This window comes from Streptomyces sp. NPDC017940 (assembly GCF_044328435.1).
Classification (GTDB): Bacteria; Actinomycetota; Actinomycetes; order Streptomycetales; family Streptomycetaceae; genus Streptomyces.
This window is the reverse complement of record NZ_JBIRHJ010000003.1, coordinates 150,388-169,781: the sequence shown is the minus strand read 5'-3', so window position 1 is coordinate 169,781 and position 19,394 is coordinate 150,388. Positions and strand designations below refer to the sequence as shown.

Annotated in this window: 17 protein-coding genes; 7 read left to right on the top strand and 10 right to left on the bottom strand. The window is 74.1% G+C overall.

Annotated features, from left to right (window positions below; translation table 11 throughout):
• Window positions 1–20: 20 nt before the first annotated feature.
• Window positions 21–866, bottom strand: a complete 846-nt coding sequence (locus ACH4DX_RS10895) for a hypothetical protein (RefSeq protein ID WP_398154868.1) — start codon at window positions 864–866, stop codon at window positions 21–23.
• 878 nt (window positions 867–1,744) lie between these two features.
• On the opposite strand from ACH4DX_RS10895, the gene ACH4DX_RS10890 reads away from it, so the two are divergent.
• The 5 genes from ACH4DX_RS10890 to ACH4DX_RS10870 all read left to right on the top strand — a co-directional run bounded on the left by ACH4DX_RS10890 (window position 1,745) and on the right by ACH4DX_RS10870 (window position 7,590).
• Entirely contained in the window at window positions 1,745–4,516 is a 2,772-nt protein-coding gene (locus ACH4DX_RS10890; protein WP_398154867.1) for a nitrate- and nitrite sensing domain-containing protein, read from the top strand.
• A gap of 209 nt (window positions 4,517–4,725) precedes the next feature.
• Complete coding sequence (locus tag ACH4DX_RS10885) at window positions 4,726–5,160, top strand: roadblock/LC7 domain-containing protein (RefSeq protein WP_398155246.1); 435 nt, start codon at window positions 4,726–4,728, stop codon at window positions 5,158–5,160.
• Window positions 5,160–5,663 (top strand): DUF742 domain-containing protein, encoded by a 504-nt coding sequence (locus ACH4DX_RS10880; RefSeq protein ID WP_398154866.1) that lies wholly within the window; start codon window positions 5,160–5,162, stop codon window positions 5,661–5,663. The genes ACH4DX_RS10885 and ACH4DX_RS10880 overlap by 1 nt, the downstream gene beginning before the upstream one ends.
• Window positions 5,644–6,291, top strand: coding sequence for a GTP-binding protein (locus tag ACH4DX_RS10875; RefSeq protein ID WP_398154865.1), 648 nt, complete (start codon window positions 5,644–5,646; stop codon window positions 6,289–6,291). The genes ACH4DX_RS10880 and ACH4DX_RS10875 overlap by 20 nt, the downstream gene beginning before the upstream one ends.
• 63 nt (window positions 6,292–6,354) lie before the next feature.
• On the top strand, window positions 6,355–7,590 hold the full coding sequence (locus tag ACH4DX_RS10870; RefSeq protein WP_398154864.1) for a styrene monooxygenase/indole monooxygenase family protein: 1,236 nt from the start codon (window positions 6,355–6,357) through the stop codon (window positions 7,588–7,590).
• A gap of 107 nt (window positions 7,591–7,697) precedes the next feature.
• Here the strand turns inward: ACH4DX_RS10870 and ACH4DX_RS10865 are convergent, their stop codons facing one another.
• From ACH4DX_RS10865 to ACH4DX_RS10850, 4 genes are all read right to left on the bottom strand, one after another.
• Window positions 7,698–8,834, bottom strand: coding sequence for an NlpC/P60 family protein (locus ACH4DX_RS10865; protein ID WP_398154863.1), 1,137 nt, complete (start codon window positions 8,832–8,834; stop codon window positions 7,698–7,700).
• Window positions 8,835–8,936: 102 nt separating this feature from the next.
• Window positions 8,937–9,260, bottom strand: a complete 324-nt coding sequence (locus ACH4DX_RS10860) for a hypothetical protein (RefSeq protein WP_398120551.1) — start codon at window positions 9,258–9,260, stop codon at window positions 8,937–8,939.
• Between the two features lie 165 nt (window positions 9,261–9,425).
• Complete coding sequence (locus tag ACH4DX_RS10855; protein WP_398154862.1) at window positions 9,426–10,157, bottom strand: TetR/AcrR family transcriptional regulator; 732 nt, start codon at window positions 10,155–10,157, stop codon at window positions 9,426–9,428.
• 86 nt (window positions 10,158–10,243) lie between these two features.
• Window positions 10,244–11,182, bottom strand: coding sequence for a diiron oxygenase (locus tag ACH4DX_RS10850; RefSeq protein ID WP_398154861.1), 939 nt, complete (start codon window positions 11,180–11,182; stop codon window positions 10,244–10,246).
• A 199-nt stretch (window positions 11,183–11,381) separates the two neighbouring features.
• Here ACH4DX_RS10850 and ACH4DX_RS10845 point away from each other — a divergent pair, with 199 nt between their 5' ends.
• Together ACH4DX_RS10845 and ACH4DX_RS10840 are read left to right on the top strand one after the other, a co-directional pair.
• Window positions 11,382–12,521, top strand: coding sequence for a ferritin-like domain-containing protein (locus ACH4DX_RS10845; RefSeq protein WP_398154860.1), 1,140 nt, complete (start codon window positions 11,382–11,384; stop codon window positions 12,519–12,521).
• A gap of 37 nt (window positions 12,522–12,558) precedes the next feature.
• Window positions 12,559–13,053 (top strand): DinB family protein, encoded by a 495-nt coding sequence (locus ACH4DX_RS10840; protein ID WP_398154859.1) that lies wholly within the window; start codon window positions 12,559–12,561, stop codon window positions 13,051–13,053.
• A gap of 123 nt (window positions 13,054–13,176) precedes the next feature.
• Here the strand turns inward: ACH4DX_RS10840 and ACH4DX_RS10835 are convergent, their stop codons facing one another.
• The 5 genes from ACH4DX_RS10835 to ACH4DX_RS10815 all read right to left on the bottom strand — a co-directional run bounded on the left by ACH4DX_RS10835 (window position 13,177) and on the right by ACH4DX_RS10815 (window position 19,006).
• A complete protein-coding gene (locus ACH4DX_RS10835) occupies window positions 13,177–14,634 on the bottom strand; it encodes a penicillin-binding transpeptidase domain-containing protein (RefSeq protein WP_398154858.1) in 1,458 nt (485 codons plus the stop codon).
• On the bottom strand, window positions 14,631–16,007 hold the full coding sequence (locus ACH4DX_RS10830) for an FtsW/RodA/SpoVE family cell cycle protein (protein ID WP_398154857.1): 1,377 nt from the start codon (window positions 16,005–16,007) through the stop codon (window positions 14,631–14,633). Before ACH4DX_RS10830 ends, ACH4DX_RS10835 begins: the two co-directional genes overlap by 4 nt.
• 79 nt (window positions 16,008–16,086) lie before the next feature.
• Complete coding sequence (locus ACH4DX_RS10825) at window positions 16,087–16,452, bottom strand: SH3 domain-containing protein (protein WP_398154856.1); 366 nt, start codon at window positions 16,450–16,452, stop codon at window positions 16,087–16,089.
• Between the two features lie 104 nt (window positions 16,453–16,556).
• Window positions 16,557–17,810 (bottom strand): ATP-binding protein, encoded by a 1,254-nt coding sequence (locus ACH4DX_RS10820; protein WP_398155245.1) that lies wholly within the window; start codon window positions 17,808–17,810, stop codon window positions 16,557–16,559.
• Window positions 17,811–18,115: 305 nt separating this feature from the next.
• On the bottom strand, window positions 18,116–19,006 hold the full coding sequence (locus tag ACH4DX_RS10815; protein ID WP_398154855.1) for a hypothetical protein: 891 nt from the start codon (window positions 19,004–19,006) through the stop codon (window positions 18,116–18,118).
• Between the last annotated feature and the right edge of the window lie 388 nt (window positions 19,007–19,394).

Below are 19,394 nucleotides of genomic sequence, written 5' to 3'. Positions count from 1 at the left end.
GGCCAAGCACCCCGCACCCCTCACAACTCCGCATACACCACCGCCGCGTCGTCATGCCGCTTGCCGCGGGGGAACAGGGTGCCGTCCGGGTCGGCGCGCTCCGCCTCCCGTACGCGGTCGACCAGTGCCTGCGGGCCGCTCTTGTGCAGCAGGGCGAGGCACTCCGCCCAGTCGCCCTCGCGGAATGTCTCGACCCAGCGGCCCGCGCCGTCGGTCAGGGCCGCGAACGCGGTGACGGTGGAGCGCGGTCGCTCGCCGGTGACCGCGAGGGCCGCCGACGCGGGGTCCGCCGCGGCCGTGAAGAAGCCGCCCTCGGCGTTGCGCAGCGCCTCGACTGCGGCGGCGTACCGGCGGCCCGCCGCCTCCCGCTCCGCCGAGCCCCGCGGCAGCGCCCGCACCTCGTCGCGCAGCGCGCCGATCGCCGCCGGGAGCTGGGCGAGCCGCTGGTCCAGGACCGCCTCGACCGCGCCGTCGGGGCCCGCGACGAGCAGCGCCGAGTCCGAGAGGACGAGGTGCTCGAACCGCTCCCCGTCCCACCGCGCGAGGACCACGGTTGCCTGCGGGGTACGTGGGTGAGAAAGGTCACAGGTGTCACGGTGGCTGTCCGCCGTGCGCGAGATGGCCGTCGCGAGGATCTCAGTCAGCGTCATATCCCGGCGTGAAACGGACAGTTCGCTCAGTGCGCCGCCGAGGCGGGCGGTGAACCAGGGAACGGAGTGCAGGCAGCCCACGTCCTCCGGGGGAGGCGTCACGCCGTCCAGGAGCACCAGCGATCCGCCCTGTCCGGACGCGGGGAGCGCCACCGACGCGTAGTCCTCGTTGGGGCGGTTCGGGTCGCCGGGCTCGGTGGCCAGTTCGATGCGCATACCGTCAGTCTGCATGAGGTCCGCGTCCGCTTCCCCGGCCGGAGCGCGCGGTCGCGAGGAACGAGACAGCGGCAGGTCAGGAGCCGGTTTCCGGTCGGAACGAACCGCTCCGGCGAGAGTGTGGCGGCGCATCCTGCCAAAGCCGCCCACGGACGTCCAACCGGGCCACCGCGGGCAGCCTCCGGGCCACTCAGGGTGACTTGCCCACCAACTCCCTGTCGATGTTCACTCCTTCAGGTGGCCAGGCAGGCGATGCGCGACTGCCGCGCACCGGCACTGGAATCGTCTGCGAAGGTCGGGATCCAGGCCGGGAGCGCTCGCGTTGACGGATCGTCACCCGGGCTCCAGGGCAGACGAAAACAGGAATGCGAGCACCGGTGCAAGAGATGCGGCCTCGGCGCGAAGGCGGGCAGCAGGCCCCGGAAGGGAACCCGCGGGGCGTGACCTCTCCCGCGAATCGGGAGTCCGCCGCGACGGCGAACCGTACTCCGGAGCCCGGCACGGGTACGCCGCCCCCCGGCGCACCGTCGCAAGGCGCACAGCCCTCCGGCACACCGTCCTCCCGAGACGCACCGTCCCAAGGCGCACTACCCCCCGGCACACAGCCCCAAGGCCCCCAGCCCCTCGGCGCACCGTCACAAGGCCCACACCCTCTCGACGCCCCGCCCCCCGGCGCACCGGCTCATGGCGCACAACCCCAAGCCACCCACACACCACCCCCCGACGAGGACCCCGCGCCCCAAGCGGAGCCCCCGACCGCACACCCGACCGCACCCCCGAGAACCACCCCGCCCGCACCCCCCAGAGCCCGCGTCCGCAACCGGCTCCTCGTCGCCGTACTCGTCGTCGCCGCCACCGTCGCCGGAGCAGGAGCGCCGGTGGTCGTCAGCGCGTCGGGGCAACTGAAGGAGTCGCAGAGCCTGGTGACGCTCTCCGAGCTCACCCAGCAGGCCATCACGCTCAGTCACTCCCTGGCCGACGAGCGCGACGAGGTCACCGCGTACATCGCCGCGGGCCGACCCGAGGGCAGAAGGCTCTCCGAGGACCGCCGCGCCCGCGTGGATCGGCGGGCGGAGGAGCTGCGCGAGGCCGCGGCCGACGCGAACACCAACAGCTCCGTCACCGCCGGGCTGCGCCGCGGCCTCGCCCGCCTCGCGTCGGTGCGCAGAACCGCCCTCGCCGACGGGACCAGCGCGCTGGCCGCCCACAAGGCGTACGGCAAGGCCATCGGCGAACTGCACGGCCTCACCCGCGACCTCGCCGAGAGACTCCCGCCGCGCGCGGGCCCGGGTACGTACGCCGTCGCCGACCTCGACCACGCCGTCGGCCAGGCCGGTGCCGCACGCGGCCTGCTCCTCGCCGCGCTCGCCGTGCCCCGCCCCGCGTCGACCGGCAGCACCGTCGACCCCGTCACCGGCCTGCCGGTCTCGTCCGGCACCGCGAGTGGTGACAGCGAGGAGGACGGCCGCCGCGACGGCCTCAGCGCCGCCGCCCAGCAGGCCCACGTACGGGAGCTCGCGGCGCTCGCCGACTTCGACGAGTCCGCGCCCGCCGAGGCCCGCGACACCTACGAGTCGACCGTCGCGGGCAACGGCGTGACCACCGCCGAGCAGTATCTGACCCGCCTCACCGACGAGCCCCGGCTCTCCGCCGCCGACCGGCGCCTGGACCGCGGGAAGCTGGACGCCGCGCTGACCGCGCGCATCGAAGCGATGCGCAGCGCGGAGAACGCGCTCGCCGGTGAGCGCACCAAGAGCCTCGGCGAACTGCGCGACAAGGACGTCACCGCCCTGGAGCTGCGCATCGCGCTCGTCGGCGCGCTGCTGCTCCTCGCCGTCGGCGTGTGCACGGGGACGGCCCGCTCGCTGACCCGCCCGCTCGCCGTGCTGCGGCTCGGTTCCGCGCGGGTCGCGGCGGCGCCCACGACCGCGGAGCCGGTGCGCTTCACCGGCCGCGACGACGAGTTCGCCGCCGTCGTACGGTGCGTCAACGCGCTGCACGGCCACACCGTCGCCCTGCACGAACGCCTCACCACACTGGAGTCCGACCGCAAGCACCTGATCGGGCAGCGCCAGACGATGGCCGACGCGCGGCAGGCCACGGCCGACGAGCGTGACGCGCTGCGTGCCGAACTCGCCGACGCCGCCGTCCACCTGGACCGCGTACGGCGAGGTATCCACGGCACCTTCGTGAACCTCGCGCTGCGCACCCTCGGCCTCGTCGAACGCCAGCTCGCCGTCATCGAGGGCCTGGAGGAGCGCGAGCAGGACCCCGACCGCCTCGCCACGCTCTTCAAGCTCGACCACTTCGCCACCGTCACCCGCAGGCACAGCGAGAACCTGCTCGTCCTCGCCGGTGCCGAGCACGGCCACCAGCACGCCGGGCCCGTGCCGCTCGTCGACGTCGTACGCGCCGCGGTCAGCGAGATCGAGCGGTACGAGCGGGTCCGTATCGCGGCGCTTCCGCCGCACGCCCACATCGCCGGGTCCGCCGCCGACGACATCAGTCACCTGGTCGCCGAACTCCTGGAGAACGCGACCTCCTTCTCACCGCCCGACGCCGGAGTCGAGGTCTCCGGCTGGCTCCTGGAGAACGGCGAGGTCATGCTCTCCGTACAGGACGAGGGCATCGGCGTCGGCCCCGAGCGGCTCGACGAGCTGAACGCGCGGCTCGCGGAGTTCTCCGCCGACGACGTGTACGACCACGAGAGCGACGAGGGCCTCGGGCTCGGCCTCTATGTGGTGGCCCGGCTCGCCGCCCGGCACGGGGCGCGGGTGCGGCTGCGCGAACAGAAGCAGGGGGGCGTGGCCGCGGTGGTCGTACTGCCCCACGGGATCCTCACCGAGCCGCCCGCCGCGGAGGGACTGCGGCCGGTCCCCGGCACCGGCGCGGAGGGGCCGCTCGTGCACCTGCCCGGCTCCGAGGCCGAGGCCAACTCCAACGTCCTGCCCTCCCGCACGGGCGACCGGGACCCCCTGGACGCCACCGCGGAGACGACACTCGAACTCCTGGCGCCGCCCGTCCCGGCCGACCCCCCGGACGAGGCGGAGCCGCACGCGCGGCCGGACGACGGGGTCCTGCCGGAGCAGGAGGCGCGTCCCAAGACGGCCGCGCAGTCCCCGGCGGAGCCCGACGCCGCACTCCCCGCGGAGGAACTGCCGCGCGACGAGGCACCCGTACGCGAGTCGCCGCTTCCGCGCAGGCCCGCACCCGTACCGAAGCCGAGGCCCGCACCGGCCGCGGAGCACGCCGGACCCGCGCCGGACGGCGCCGCCCAGGCACTCACCGCCAAGGGGCTGCCGAAGCGCACCCCGAAGGTCGGCGCGCCCGCCGCGGCAGCCGAGCCCGAGCCACGGGCCGCGGTGGACCCCGAGGAGCTGCGCCGTCGCCTCCGCGGATTCCAGCGGGGGGCGCTCAGCGGCCGCCGCGACGTGGCGGCGGAGCTGGCCGGAGCCACCGGCACCACCGAAGGCCAGCGTGCCGCAAGCACCACCGAAGGCAACCGCACTGCCAACGAGTCGAGCGACCGCAGCACCGAAAGCGACCGCGCCGCAAGCGGGCAAAGCGACCGCAGCGCCGAAAGCGACCGCACCCAAGGCAACCGAGCCGTAGATGTTCCGGGGGACTCAGTCGAGGAGGCAAGCAGTTGACTGCGCCCATGCGCACGCCCGGTTCTTCCACCGAGCCCGCACCACCCGACGGGGCGAAGAAGCCCACCGAGGACGAGCCCCCTACGGACGCCGAGGGCGAGCCCCGCACGGACCCCGAGGGCGCCCCCCGCACGGACCCCGAGGGCGAGCCCCCCGCAGACGCCGAGGGCGAACTCCTCGCGTACGGACTCAGCAGCGAGGCCCGCACCCTGCACCTGCTCCTGACCGGCCTGGTCGACGAGGTGCCCGGCATCCTCTCCGTCGCCGTCGTCTCGTCCGACGGCCTCCTGCTGCTCTCCTCCGACCCCGCGTGCAACGCCCGGCGCCGCCCCGTGACGAGCCCGACAGGACCCAGGAGCTCCAGCGCGGACCTGGCCACCATCGTGTCCGGGCTCGGCAGCCTCACCGCCGGTGCGGCCCACCTGATGGACGGGGGCAAGGTGCGCCAGACCGTCGTCGCCATGGCGGAGGGCAGCCTGTTCGTGACGGCGATCAGCGACGGCTCGCTGCTCGGTGTGCACGCGACGCCCGACTGCGACATGACGGCCGTCGCATACCACATGGCGATGTTCGTCGGCCGGGCCGGACACGTCCTGACGCCCGAACTCCGCAGCGAGCTGCGCCAGTCGGTGGAGAGCGGCTGATGGGCGCCGCGCCGAAGCTGCCGGTGCGCGGCGGTGGCCGCAGTGATCATGGTGGCTGTGATGGTCGTGGTGGTCGTGACGGCCGCGGTGGCCGTGGTGACCGCAAGCCCGCGCGGGTGCGCCCGTACTCGCTGACCGGCGGCCGCACCCGGTTCGGCCACGTGCTGCTCGTCGAGACGTTCGTGGCCGCCAACCCCGCCAACCCCGCCGACCCGGCCGACCCTGCCATCGGGGCCCCCGACGAGCGGCGCGAACCGGCCCCGGGGGACGCGTCGGCTTCGCGGGGCGAGGCGGAGATGCGGGCGATCGTCGAGATCTGCCGCCGGATGCGTACGGTCGCCGAGATCTCCGCGCTCCTGAGGATGCCGCTCGGCGTGGTCCGCGTACTCCTCAGCGACCTCGCCGACCAGGGAAGGATCCGCGTGTACGGGACGGGCCACGGCCCGGGGCAGCCGAACCGCGCACTGCTCGAAAGGGTGCTGGGTGGACTCCGCCGTCTCTGACCCCGCACCGGCCGAACTCCTCGCCGCCGAAGTCCTCGCCGCCGAGGAGGAGCCCCGGGCCTGGCAGACCGACCGCTCCCGCGCGCCGGTCGCCGCGAAGATCGTCGTCGCGGGCGGCTCCGGCGTGGGCAGGACGACCTTCGTCGGCGCGGTCTCCGAGATCACGCCCCTGCGGACGGAGGCACTGATGACGCGGGCGAGCGCCGGCACCGACGACCTGAGCGCGACCCCGGCGAAGGCCACGACCACGGTCGCCATGGACTTCGGCCGCATCACCCTGGACGACGACCTCGTCCTGTACCTGTTCGGCACGCCGGGCGAGGAGCGCTTCTGGTTCATGTGGGACGACCTCGTACGCGGCGCGATCGGCGCCGTCGTGCTCGCCGACACCCGCCGCCTCACCGACTGCTTCCCGGCGCTCGACTACTTCGAGAGCTGCGGGCTGCCCTACGTCGTGGCCGTCAACCACTTCGACGGCGCCGAGCGGTACGAGGCCGAGGACGTGCGCGAGGCGCTGCGGGTGCCCGACCGCGTACCCGTCCTGCTCATGGACGCGCGGCAGCGGATCCCGGTGATCGAGTCGCTGCTCGCCCTCGTCGGCCACGCCCTGGACGCCACCCCCGTGTAGCCGGTGGCCACGGACCGTCGCCCCGCGGCCGCCCCGAGCGGAAGGACCCAAGGACCCAGCACCATGCGCAAGGTACTCATCGTCGGGGCCGGTCAGGCCGGACTCCAGATCGCACTCGGCCTCCAGTCCAAGGGGTACGAGGTCACCCTGATGGCCAACCGCACCGCGGACGAGTTGCGGTCGGGCCGGGTCATGTCGACGCAGCTCATGTTCCACACGGCGCTCCAGCACGAGCGCGACCTGGAGCTGAACTTCTGGGAGTCGCAGGCCCCGGACATCGAGGGCGTGGGCATCTCCGTCGCGGGCCCCGGGACGGGGCGTGCCGTCGACTGGGTCGGCAGGCTCGAAGGGCACGCGCAGTCCGTGGACCAGCGCGTGAAGATGGCCGGCTGGATGGAGACGTTCGCGCGGCGCGGCGGGCAGCTGGTCATCCACGGCGCGGCGGTCTCCGACCTCGACTACTTCTCCCGTACGTACGACCTGGTCCTGGTGGCCGCGGGCAAGGGCGAGCTGGTGTCGATGTTCGAGCGGGACGCGGAGCGCTCGCCGTACGGCGCGCCGCAGCGGGCGCTCGCCGTGGCGTACGTCCACGGGCTCGGGCCGCGCGCCGAGCACCCCGAGTTCGACGCCGCGCGGTGCAACCTGCTGCCCGGTGTGGGGGAGCTGTTCGTCATGCCGACGCTCACCACGTCCGGCCGTGCCGACATCCTCTTCTGGGAGGGGGTTCCCGGCGGTCCGCTCGACGTCTTCCGGGGCGTCAAGGACCCCGGCGAGCACCTCGCGCTCACCCTCGAACTCCTGGAGAGGTTCGCGCCCTGGGAGTACGCCCGTGCCACCAGGGTCGAGCTCACCGACGCCGGGGGCACCCTGTCCGGGCGGTACGCCCCCACGGTGCGCAAGCCCGTCGGCCGGTTGCCCTCCGGGGGGCTCGTCCTCGGCGTCGGTGACGTCGTCGTCACCAACGATCCCGTCACCGGGCAGGGCTCCAACTCCGCCGCCAAGTGCGCGGCCTCCTATCTGGCGTCGATCGTGGCCCACGGGGACCGGCCCTTCGACGAGGAGTGGATGCAGGGGGCCTTCGACCGGTACTGGGACACCGCGCGGCACGCCACGAAGTGGACCAACGCCATGCTGGGGGTGGCGCCGGGGCACGTCCTCGGGCTCCTCGGCGCCGCGGGGGGCATCCAGGCGGTCGCCGACCGGTTCGCCAACGGCTTCGACGATCCGGCCGACTTCGAGCACTACTTCTACGAGGCGGGGCGCACGGAGGAGTACCTGGCGAGGGCCGCGGCCGCGTAGCCCCGAGGCCCGCCCTTCCCGAAACTGGGGCTCCGCCCCAGACCCCGCTCCTCAAACGCCGGAGGGGCTGAAAACAGCCCCTCCGGCGTGGGGAGCGCCCGCGACGCCTACCCGGCATCCGCCCCGCGCGTAGCGCCCGCGGGCAGCCGCGGCAGCCGGTACCCGGACAGGGAAGCCGCCCGTGGATCGGGCCGCACCGCGCCGAGTACGGGGTTCGTGGCGAGGGGGGACACCTTGACGCGGGCGCCGGGGTGGGGGGCGTGGACGACCTTGCCGCCGCCGAGGTAAAGGGCGACGTGGGTGGCCTTGGGGAAGTAGACGACCAGGTCGCCGGGGCGGAGCCCCCGCAGGGGAACGCGCGGCAACCGCGCCCACTGCTGCTGACTGGTCCGCGGGATCCCCCGCCCCGCCACCCCCCAGGCCCGCTGGGTGAGCCCGGAGCAGTCGAAGGCCGAAGGCCCCTTGGCGCCCCACGCGTACGGCTTCCCGATCTGCTTGAGGGCGTAGCGAAGGGCCCGCGCCCCGCGCGCGGACGGCGCCCGCCCCGCGCCGGGGGCACCGAGCGCCCCCGACGCCACGAGCGTGCGCTGCGCCCGCTCGGCGCCCCGCTCCTCGGCCCGCCCCAGGGCGGCCAGCTCGTCGGCGCTGAGGGCGGAGAGCAGCCCCTCGACCTCCCGCAGCCGCGCGTGCACCTTGTCGCGGGCGGACTTCTGCCGCTGCGCGAGCGACTCCCGCGCGGCCAGGGCTCGCCGGGCCGCGTCCGCAAGGGCGTCGGCCCTCCGCGCGCCCTCGACGAGCCGGGTGACGGTGGCGGCCCGCTCGGCGCCCGCGCGGTGCAGCACGTGCCGCTGGTCGAGTACGCCCTGCGGGTCGCGGGCGAGGAGCAGGCGGACGTAGGGGGAGAATTCCACGGTGCTGTTCTGGTACTGCTGGCGGGCGAGGCGGCCCGCGGCCGCCCTGCCGTCGTGCGCGGCCGCCCGCGCCCGCGCGAGGCCCCGGTCGAGTTCGGCGACCTCGCGGCGCTTGTCCTTCAGCTGCTCCTCGGCGGCGTTGTACTGCTCGGTGGACTCCTCGGCCCGGCGGTACAGGCGCTGGAGGTCCGTCAGGAGTTCGGTGACGGTGCGCCGGCCGGGACCCGGCGCCGCGTGCGCCGCCGTCACCGGGTACGGGGCCAGGGGCGCGGCCGTCACCAGCGCGGAGAGCGCGGACCCGGTGCACACCCAGCGCAGCAACCTTCCTGACACGACATCACCTCCGGTGCGCCGCGGTCCTTCCGCCGCGCACCGCGAGCATCGGCCCCGCCCGCGGGCCCCGCCCGCCGGCGGTCGGCGGTCGGCGCAATGCGGTCACTCGTCCAGGGAACCCCGGCGCGGCGCCTTGCGCGGGCGCCCCTGCCCCGGCTTCGACCACGGCCACTTCAGGTCGCGGAGACCGCCCCCGCCCCCGCGCCCCTCCGCGTCGTACTCGTACCGCCAGCCGGGGTGCAGCCCGAAGCGCCGGGCGGGGCCCGCGGGCACCCGGCGGTACACAAGGACCGTGGGGTCGCCGCCCGCGTCGTCCGGCACGGGCACGCGGTAGACCTTCGGCGGGTGCCCGGTCGGGCCGAGCAGGACCGGGAGCACGCGGCCGTCGAGGGGCCCGCCCACGAAGGGGGTGTCTTCACTCTTCACGGCACCAGTGTCACCCGTCCCCGCCACGGCACCCTGCCGCCGCCCCGCCCCCCGGCGGGCTTGCCCCAGGCCGACCCCGCCCCGGCGGGCTCGCCCCAGCCGACCCCGCCCCGCGGGCTTGCCCCAGGCCGACCCCGCCCCGCGGGCCGCACCCGCGGCGGCCCCTCACAGCAGGTGCGCGGCCTCCGCCACCACCGGAAGCACCCGGCGGACCAGCTCGCCCACGGCGCCGTCCGCGCTCTCCATGGACAGGGCGCGCACGGCCACGGCGGCGGTCTGCGGGTCGCGTCCCGCGGTGGCGGCGAGCTGGGCGACGAACTGTTCGACCAGCCAGTCCCGCAGCTCGTCGAGGGGCGGCTGCTTGTCCTCGTCGAGCCAGATCAGGGAGGCCGCCTCGACGGCCGTTATCCACATCCGGACGGTCATCCGCAGCCGCGGCCCCGGCGGCTCGGGCAGCTCCATGTGGGCGAGGATGTGCTCGGCGGCGGCCCGGCGCACCCCGTCGACGATCGCGGTCGTGCGCGAGGTCTCCACGACGCTGCCGCCGTGCAGCAGCGCGCTGAACCCGGCGTCGTGCTGGTCGACGAACGCCAGGTAGCGGTCCAGGGCACGGCCGAGGCGCCGGGTCAGCGGGCCGTCCTGCGGTTCGGCGAAGCACTGCTCGAGAGCGTCGGCGGCCGTGCGCAGCGCCGCTTCGTACAACTGCTGCTTGCCGCCCGGGAAGTAGCGGTACACCAGTGGCCGTGACACCCCGGCCGCCTCCGCGACGTCGTCGAGCGAGACCTCCTCGGGCGCACGGTGCGCGAAGAGGTTCAGGGCGGCGTCGAGGAGCTGGCTGCGCCGCTCCTCGACGCTGAGGCGCCGGTACGCGCGGGTGGGGCCGACGGCTTGGGTCATGTCCCGCAGCGTAACCGTGATCCCGTACGGAGAGCCGGTCGCGGGGGCGGCCTCCGGGGGCGCGGGAGCGCCGGGGGCCCGGCCGGTCAGGCGAGCAGGCCCGAGGACTTCCACAGCCGTCGCCCCACCCCGCGCAGCACGCCGATGTCGTCCAGGAAGTCCGTCAGGCGCTTGGCGCCGGACTGCATCACCTCGCGCCGGTGACCGCTCGCCTTGACCTGGGCCAGGGCCTCGCGCCGGTCGAGGCCGACGTCCGTGTAGACCTTGGGGTTGACGAAGGCGAGGGAGAAGACGCGGGCCGCCTCGCCGCAGCTGACGCGGGTCAGCTCCCGCTCCCAGCGCGGCGCGGTGACCATCTGGCGCCGCAACTCCTCACGGGCGTACCTGACGTGGCGTGCCTCCTCCACGACGTGGATGCGGGTGACGCCGCGGACGAGGGGCTGCACCCGCTCGTCGGGGAACGTCAGGCGCTGCATCCAGTCGAGGATCTCCTCGCCGAGCAGGGTGCAGGCGAAGGAGCCGGGGGTGGTGGAGACGGTCTTGAGCACGCGGGCCAGGTTGTGGTTCAGCCTGGTGACGGGGTACGTCGGTGCCCCGCCCTTCTGGATCATGCGGGCGAACATCATCGAGTGCCGGCACTCGTCGGCTATCTCCGTGAGGGCGTACCGCACATGCGCGCTGGTCACGGACTTGTCGTAGATGTGCCGTACGAGGAGCTGCATCAGGATGATCTCGAACCATATGCCCAGCGAGGCGAGCGAGGCCGCCTCGTGCCGGGCGAGGTCCATGCGCTGCTCCTCGGACATCCGCCGCCACAGCGGGGTGTCGTACAGGGAGACGAGCTCCGGCGGCCAGAACCACTTGCCGTCCTCGGCGGGGGCCTCCCAGTCGAGCTCCTTGTCCGGGTCGAAGGAGTGCCTGGCGGACGACTCGAGCAGGCGCTGCGCCACCTGCTCGCGGTCCTTGAGCAGGCCGAGCGCGTCCCGCAGACCCGCAAGTTCGCTGTCTTCGGCCACGGTCGTCATGAGATCTCCTGCTCTCGTGTGCTCTCTCAAGCGGGTTACCGGGGGTCACGTCTTATGAGACTGCTTGTCAGCAAGGCCGTCAATCCCCTGTGCGCGACTTGTTGACCCGGCGTCTACCGGCGTGTGAGCCTGCGAAGGAGCAACCCCTTCGCGGGGTTGCGCGGCAGCGGGGGCCGCCGAGACTCGCGAGGAGCCGTCAGTGTCTACGCGCGATCTGTACGTCAAGGCCGGTCACGACCAGGGCGTCCCCGGCCGGGGCCCCCTCGACTGGGAGGTGCCCGCGACGGGCGCGGCCCGCTTCAGCTTCGAGTACGACCAGGGCCGCGAACGTCTCCTCAACCTGTACCAGAAGGGCAAGGACAAGCAGTGGGACGGCGCCACGCGCATCGACTGGGGCCTGGAGGTGGACCCCCTCGATCCGCTCGGCACCCCCGACGAGGCCATCTCCATCCACGGCACCCGCTACTGGGACCGGATGTCCGCCGCCGACCGCGGTGAGCTGCGCAAGCACTACGCCTCCTGGCAGTTCAGCCAGTTCCTGCACGGTGAGCAGGGCGCGATGGTGTGCGCCGCGCGCATCGTGGAGTCCGCGCCGGACCTGGACGCGAAGTTCTACTCCGCCACCCAGACCATGGACGAGGCCCGGCACGCGGAGATCTACGGCCGCTTCCTGCACGAGAAGATCGGCATGCTCTACCCCGTCAACGACAACCTCAAGGCGCTGCTCGGCGACACCCTGCGCGACTCCCGCTGGGACATGCCCTACCTGGGCATGCAGGTCCTCATCGAAGGTCTCGCCCTCGCCGCCTTCGGCATGATCCGCGACACCACCGACAAGCCGCTGCCGCAGCAGATCCTCGCGTACGTCATGCAGGACGAGGCCCGGCACGTGGCCTTCGGGCGGATGGCGCTGCGCGACTACTACCGGCAGCTCAGCGACGCCGAACTGCGCGAGCGCGAGGAGTTCGTGATCGAGGGCTGTCACCTGATGCGCGACCGGCTGCGCGGCGTGGAGGTCCTGGAGAACTTCGGCATCCCCAAGCGGGACGCCGAGGAGTGCAGCGAACGCTCCGAGTACCTCCAGCTCTTCCGGCAGCTCCTCTTCAGCCGCATCGTGCCCTGCGTCAAGGACATCGGCCTGTGGGGCCGGCGGCTCCAGCAGGCGTACGTCGACATGGGCGTGTTCGAGATGGGTGACTCCAACCTCGACCGGCTGATGGAGCAGGACGAGGAGATCGCCGAGAAGCTGGACGCGGAGCGCTTCGCCGCGGAGGAGCGCGACCGGGTCGCGGAGGTCTCCGATGCCATCGCGTCGGGCGCGGCGGAGTCCGCCAACTAGGCCTGAAGCTGACCTAGTTGCGTCCTACCGTGGCCGCATGACCGAAACCCGGGAACTCCTGACCGCCCTGCGCGAGCAGCGCGACACCCTCCGCATCACCCTGCGCGGCCTGGCCGACGATCAGCTCGCCGTCCGCTCCACGGTCAGCGAGCTGACGCTCGGCGGCATCGTCAACCACCTCACGCGGGGCGAGCGCTCCTGGACGCACGTCCTGAGCAGCGGCACCGGCGGGACACCGCCCGGCATGTTCGACATGGAGCAGTACGAGACACCCCCCGGCGCGACCGTGACCGCTCTCCTCACCGCGTACGAGGAGGCCGCGCGCGCCACCGACGACGCCGTGGCACGCGTCGGGCTCGACCGCGTCGTGCCGCTGCCCGAGGCGCCCTGGGAGCCCGGCGTCGTCGCGCGCCGGCCGGTGCGGTGGATCGTGCTGCGCCTGCTGCGCGAGACGGCACAGCACGCCGGGCACGCCGACATCGTCAGGGAGGCGATCGACGGGGCCGGCACCACGGCGCAGCTCGGCGACTAGCGGGCGCGGCGACCGGCGGCGACCGGCGGGCGCGGTGACCGGCGGTGACCGCGGGCTCGGCGACCGGTGGCGGCGACCAGCGGATGCGGCGACCGGACCTAGCGGGCCGGGCGGACCGCCCCGCTAGGAACGGAGCACCGCCTCCATCACCGCCTTCGCGATCGGTGCCGCGCTGCCGCCGCCGCTGATGTCCGCGCGGTCGGCGGCGGCGTCCTCGACGACGACCGCGACGGCCACGGAGGGTTCGGCGGCGGCGGGCTTCCTGGCCCAGGCGATGAACCAGGCGTAGGGGGTTCCCGCGTTGCCCACGCCGTGCTGGGCCGTGCCCGTCTTGCCGCCGACGGTCACGCCGTCGATGGCCGCGTTCGTGCCGGTGCCCTCCTCGACGGCGTCCGTCATCAGCTCGCGCAGCCGCGCCGCCGTCCGCGGGGTCATCGCCTGCCGGAGCGTCCTCGTGTGGGTCGTGGCCACGGTGTCGCCGTCGTCGGTCGTCGTCCGGTCCACCAGGTGGGGCGCCTTGACCGAGCCGCCGCCCGCCACGGCCGCCGCGACCATCGCCATCTGGAGCGGGGTGGCCCGGGTGTCGAACTGGCCGATGGCGGACAGGGCAAGCTGCGCCTCGTCCGTGGCGGTGGCGAAGGTGCTGCGGGCCGCCGGGGAGGGCACCCGCGGCCCCGGCCCGTCGAAGCCGAACCTCTTCGCGGTGTCCGCAAGGGCGTGTGTGCCGGTGTCCACGCCGAGCTTGGCGAAGACGGTGTTGCAGGACCACTTGAAGGCGTACCGGAGGCTGGCGTCCGCGCACCCCTCGACCTCGTTGGCGAGGCTCGTCGAGGTGCCGGGCAGGGTGTACGGATCGGGGGAGCGGGTGGCGGCGTCCAGGTCGGAGATCCGGCCCGCGTCGAGCGCGGCCGCCGCCGTCACCACCTTGAACGTCGAACCCGGCGGATAGGTCCGGTCGAGCGCGCGGTTGAGCATCGGCTTGTCGGGGTCGGCGTTCAGCGCGGCCCACGCGCCGGTCACCGCGCCGCCGGTGCCCGCGAGCCGCTCGGGGTCGTAGCTGGGCGTGGAGACGAGGGCGAGCACCGCGCCGGTGGCCGGATCGAGGGCGGCCACGGCCCCCTTCCTGCCGCCGAGCCCCGCGAACGCCGCCTGCTGCGCGGCCGGTTCGACGGTCGTGACGACCTTGCCGCCGGGGCTGCGGGTGCGGGCCAGGTCGTTCCACAGGGGCAGCGGGGCGAGCATGGGGTCGGTGCCCGCGAGCAGGTCGTCCTCGGCGTGCTCCAGGAACGTGGTGCCGTACACCTGCGAGGCGAAGCCGGTCACCGGCGCGTACAGCGGCCCGTTCGTGTACGTGCGTTCGTGGCGGAGCTGCTCGCCGGTGTCCCGGGAGCCGGTGACGGCCCTGCCGCCGACCAGGATGTCGCCGCGCGGCCGGTCGTAGCGGGCGATGTCCTTGCGGCGGTTGGCGGGATTGTCGTCGTACGCCCCGGAGTCGAGGACCTGGATGCGGGTGGCGTTGACGAGCAGCGCCACCAGGAGCAGGGCGCAGAGCGCGGCGGCCCGCCGGATGTACCTGGTCACCCGCGGTCCTCTCCCCGGACGCCGGGCCCGGGCAGGTGCTGGGCGCGTGCCGAGTCGCTGACCCGGATGAGCAGCGCCACGATGATCCAGTTGGTGACCACGGACGACCCGCCCTGCGCCAGGAACGGCATGGCCATGCCCGTCAGCGGAATGAGGCCCGTCACCCCGCCCGCGATCACGAACACCTGGAGCGCCACGATCGACGCCAGACCGATCGCGAGCAGCCGCCCGAACGGGTCGCGCAGCAGCAGCCCGGCCCGGTAGCCGCGCTCCACGAGCAGGGCGTAGAGGAGGAAGATCGCCGAGAGGCCGGTGAGCCCCAGCTCCTCGCCCGCGGTCGCCAGGATGAAGTCCGACTTGGCGGCGAAGCCGATGAGGACGGAGTGCCCGAGGCCGAGCCCGGTGCCGAGCACGCCGCCCGCGGCGAACGCGAACAGCGACTGCGCGAGCTGGTTGGCGCCCTGACCTGCCTCGATGGACGCGAAGGGGTGCAGCCAGTCCTGGACCCTGCTGTGCACGTGCGGTTCGAGCGAGCCCACGGCGTACGCGCCCACCGCCGCGAGCAGCAGGCCGAAGGCGATCCAGCCGGTGCGCCCGGTGGCGACGTACAGCAGGATCACGAAGAGCCCGAAGAACAGCAGCGAGGTGCCGAGGTCGCGCTCCAGGACCAGGACGCCGACGCTGAGGAGCCAGATCGCCACGATCGGCCCGAGCACCCGCCCCGTGGGCAGTTGCGGCCGGGTGAACCGCCGGACGGTGCGGCCGGAGTACGCGAGCGCGGTGCGGTTGGCCGCGAGATAGCCGGCGAAGAAGACCGCGAGCAGGATCTTGGCGAACTCGCCGGGCTGGAAGGAGAATCCGCCGACCCGGATCCAGATGCGGGCGCCGTTCACCGCGGGGAAGAAGATCGGCACGATCATGAGGACGAGCGCCGTGACCACCGACAGATAGGCGTAGCGGCGCAGCACGCGGTGGTCGCGGAGCAGCAGGACGACGGCGATGAACAGGGCGACGCCCACCGTGGACCAGATCAGCTGGGCGGGGGCCGCGCGGTCCTCCGGCGTCTCCAGGTCGAGCCGGTAGATCAGGACCAGGCCGAGTCCGTTGAGCAGCACGGCGATGGGGAGCAGCAGCGGGTCGGCGTACGGGGCGCGCAGCCGGACCGCGGCGTGGGCGAGCAGGGCGAGCACCCCGAGCCCGGCGCCGTAACCGGCGGCGCCGGGCGGGACGGAGCCGCTGCGGGCCAAACCCACCTCGCAGTAGCCGTACACGGACAGGAGTACGGCCACGACGATCAGCGCGAGTTCGGTGCCGCGGCGCCGTGGGACACGGACAGCGGGGACGGGGGTGGACTCCGCTGCTGTTCCGGTCATGCCGGGAACGTAGCAAGCGGTGGGTCCGATGTCCGGTTATGTCGCCGGTGTCCTGATGGGGCGTCGACTCCGGTACGGGTCAGCACCAGCGGGGTGCGGGCCCGATGTTGTCGATGTAGTGCGCGGCGCCCCACGCCCAGGTGCCGTCCGTGAGGAGGTACCAACGGTCGTTGTGGTGCACGTACTGGCCGCGCGTCTTGCAGTAGATGTGCACGATCTTGCCGTGCGGCTCGTGTCGGATGACCCTGCTGCCCCGGGTCGGCGCGTCGCGGAGGAGCAGCCCGCTCTTGGCGGTGACCCGCCCCTTGTAGACCGGCGGGTTGTTGTTCGCGTCGTCGGCGACGGCGGCGGGCGCGGCGGTCAGCACGGTGGCGGCGGCGAGGGCGCCGCCGGCCAGGACTATGGAGAGGCGGGTGGCGACGGAGGAGCGGGGTCGGTGGGCCATCGGGGCCTCCTGGGAGAGGGGTGGGGGACGGAGGGAACTACTGGCCAAAGGCCGCAAATGCACACTAAGAGTGACGCGCTGAGTGCGCAAAAGGTCACGGGCGGTCAGGTGGTCCCGCTCGGTCCCGCCCCGGGCCCCGCGGCGCCGTCGGCCGACTCCTCGTACGGAAGGTCGGCCGACTCCTCGTACGGAAGGGTGAGGACCGCCACCGCCCCCGTGCCCCACGTCGCGTGGGAGAACACCAGGCGTGCCCCCAGGACCCCGGCCTGGCCGAGGGCGATGGTGAGCCCGAGCCCGTGCCCCTTGCTCGTCCCCTCCGTGCGGAAGCGCTGCGGCCCATGGTCGACCAGATAGGCGGGGAATCCGGGGCCGTGGTCCCGCACGGTGATCACGGGCCCGTCCACGGTGAGGACCACCGGCGGCGCCCCGTGCTTCAGCGCGTTGCCCACGAGATTGCCGAGCACCCGCTCCAGGCGCCGCTCGTCCGTGTCCACCACCAGGTCCCGTACGATCCGCAGTTCCACCTCGCCCCCGCAGGCGCGCACCACCCGCTCGGCCAGTGGAGCGAGCCGGACGGCGTCGAGGTCCACGCGCTCGCTGCGCGCGTCGAGCCGGGAGATCTCCAGGAGGTCCTCGGTGAGCGTGCGCAGCGTCGAGACCCGGTCCCGCACCAGCTCCGTGGGGCGGCCCGGCGGCAGCAGCTCGGCGGCGGCGTGCAGCCCGGTCAGGGGAGTGCGCAGCTCGTGCGCCACGTCCGCCGTGAACCGCTGCTCGCTCAGGAGCTTGCCCTGGAGCGACGAGGCCATCGTGTCCAGGGCGCCGGACACCGTGGCCACCTCGTCCTGGTGGCGGCCGGCGTCCCGGGTGCGCGGGTCGTGCACGCGCGCGTCCAGGTCGCCCGCGCTGATGCGGCGCGCGACCCGGGCCGTCAGATGCAGGCGCCTGGTCACCCGCGTCACCGCGAACGCGCCGACGAGGAGCGTCGCCCCGATCGCGAGCACGGACGAGCCGAGGATGGCCCGGTCGAGGCCGTCGATGGTGCGGGCGCCCTGCGCGTAGTCCACCTGTACCGCGATGGCGCGCCGACCGTCCGCGGGGCCCGCCGCCCACACCGTCGGACGCGCGTCGTGGTCACCGACCATCGTGCCGCGCTCCCCGCCCACCGCCAGGTCGCGCAGCGGCCCCGGAAGCCCCGGCGGGTCGATGCCCGCGCCGGGGTCGAGCCGACCGCCCGCCTCGTACTGCTCGGTGGCGTCCTCGAGCCGGGTCAGGGCGCGGTCGCGGGCCTGCCCCACGGTCTGGTTGGTCACCGCCACGTGGACGAGGACGCCGAGCAGCGCCGCGAGCGCGCAGCACATCACGGCAATGAACACCGCCGCCTTCCAGGCGAGCGTCGCCGTCCAGGCGGGCAGGCGGAACGGGAGCCTGGGTGGGCGTGTGGGGCGTGTGGGGCGCGTACGACGTGTGGGGCGCCGAGGGAAGCCGCGGGTCCGCGACGGGGCGGCTTCGGCCTCGGGGTGTGCGGCACCGAGATCGGCGCGGTGAGCCCCCGGGGCCCCGGAGCCGGAGGAGTCGGGGAGGGAGCTTCCGGACTCGGGGCGTGAGCCTCCGGACCCGGAGCGGGAGGCCCCGGAGTCGGCGCGGGAGCTTCCGGACCCGGCGGTCATGGGCGTCCGCCCGTGCCGCCGTCGTCGCTGTCGCCGTCGCCGCTCGGGCCGGGCGTCGGCCTGCGGCTCTCGGTCGGTCCTTGGACCCCCGGGCCGGAGGTCTCCCCGGGGCCCGGCGCGGGTTCCGGGCCGTCGGTCAGGGCGGGCGCCTGGCTGCGGACGCCCTTGGGCCGCGGCGCGTCCGACGAGCGCAGGATCTCGTCGCGGGTGGGCAGCATCGCGCGCTGGTGCCGGTCCCAGGACCAGGCCGTGCGGTACTCGTACCCGGGGATGCCGGAGACGGCGCGCACCACCAGGGCGCGCCCCGCCAGCTCGACGCCGAGCACCGCGTCGGACGTGCCCATGATCTGCGTGAGGAGCCCCTTCTCCATCGCGTAGACCCGTACGGCGAGCTGCTCCTCGGGCATGCGGATGCCGATGACGAGGTCGTCGCTCCCGTCGCCGGTGAGATCGCGGTAGTACGCCTTCAGGACCGGGCAGTCGTCGGACCGGTCGCCGCAGTCCTTCAGGGCCCTGACGGTTTCCTTGTAGAGCGCGTCGGGACCGCTGTAGACGTCGGGGTTCGCGGCCACCTCCGCCCTGACGACGGCGAGGGGGTCGACCTTGCGCAGATCGCCGCCGGGCACGCGGACGCCCTTGACCACCTCGGTGTCGGCCTCGCCGTAGTCGGCGACGGGCGAGGACGCGGGCGGCAGGTCGGGCCACAGCCGCGTCGGGCCGACGGCCGTCGGTGTGGTGCCCGCGCCGCGCAGGTCCCCGGGGTCGCCGCAGCCCGAGAGGGCGGCCGCGGACAGCGCGAGCAGCGCCGCGGCTACGGGCGCACCGCGGCGCACAGGACCGCGGCGGCGCGACCCGCCCCTGCGGCTGCGGTCGCGGCTCCGGTTCACCTGGCACTCCTGCTCGCGGGTGCCTCGTGCGAGGCATCGTCGTGGCGCCTCGTGCGAGGCATCGTCGTGGCGCCTCGTGCGAGGCACCGTCTTGGGGCTGCCGCGGGTCACGAGGCGCGGCTCAGGCGGGTCGGTCGCCCCGTACACCTTATGGGGTGGAAAGTCTTCCTTGTCGACCCGCCGGTCATCTTGGTGGACCCGCTGGCCATCCTCGTCGACCCACTGGCCGTCCTGGTCGACCCGCTGGCCGTCCTGGCCGGTCCGCTGGCCGTCCTGGCCGGTCCGCTGGCCGTCCTGGCCGGTCCGCTGGCCGTCCTGGCCGGTCCGCTGGCCATCCTGATCGGTCCGCCGACCCTCCGGACCCTCGGCGTCGCCGTGGAGCCGTCCG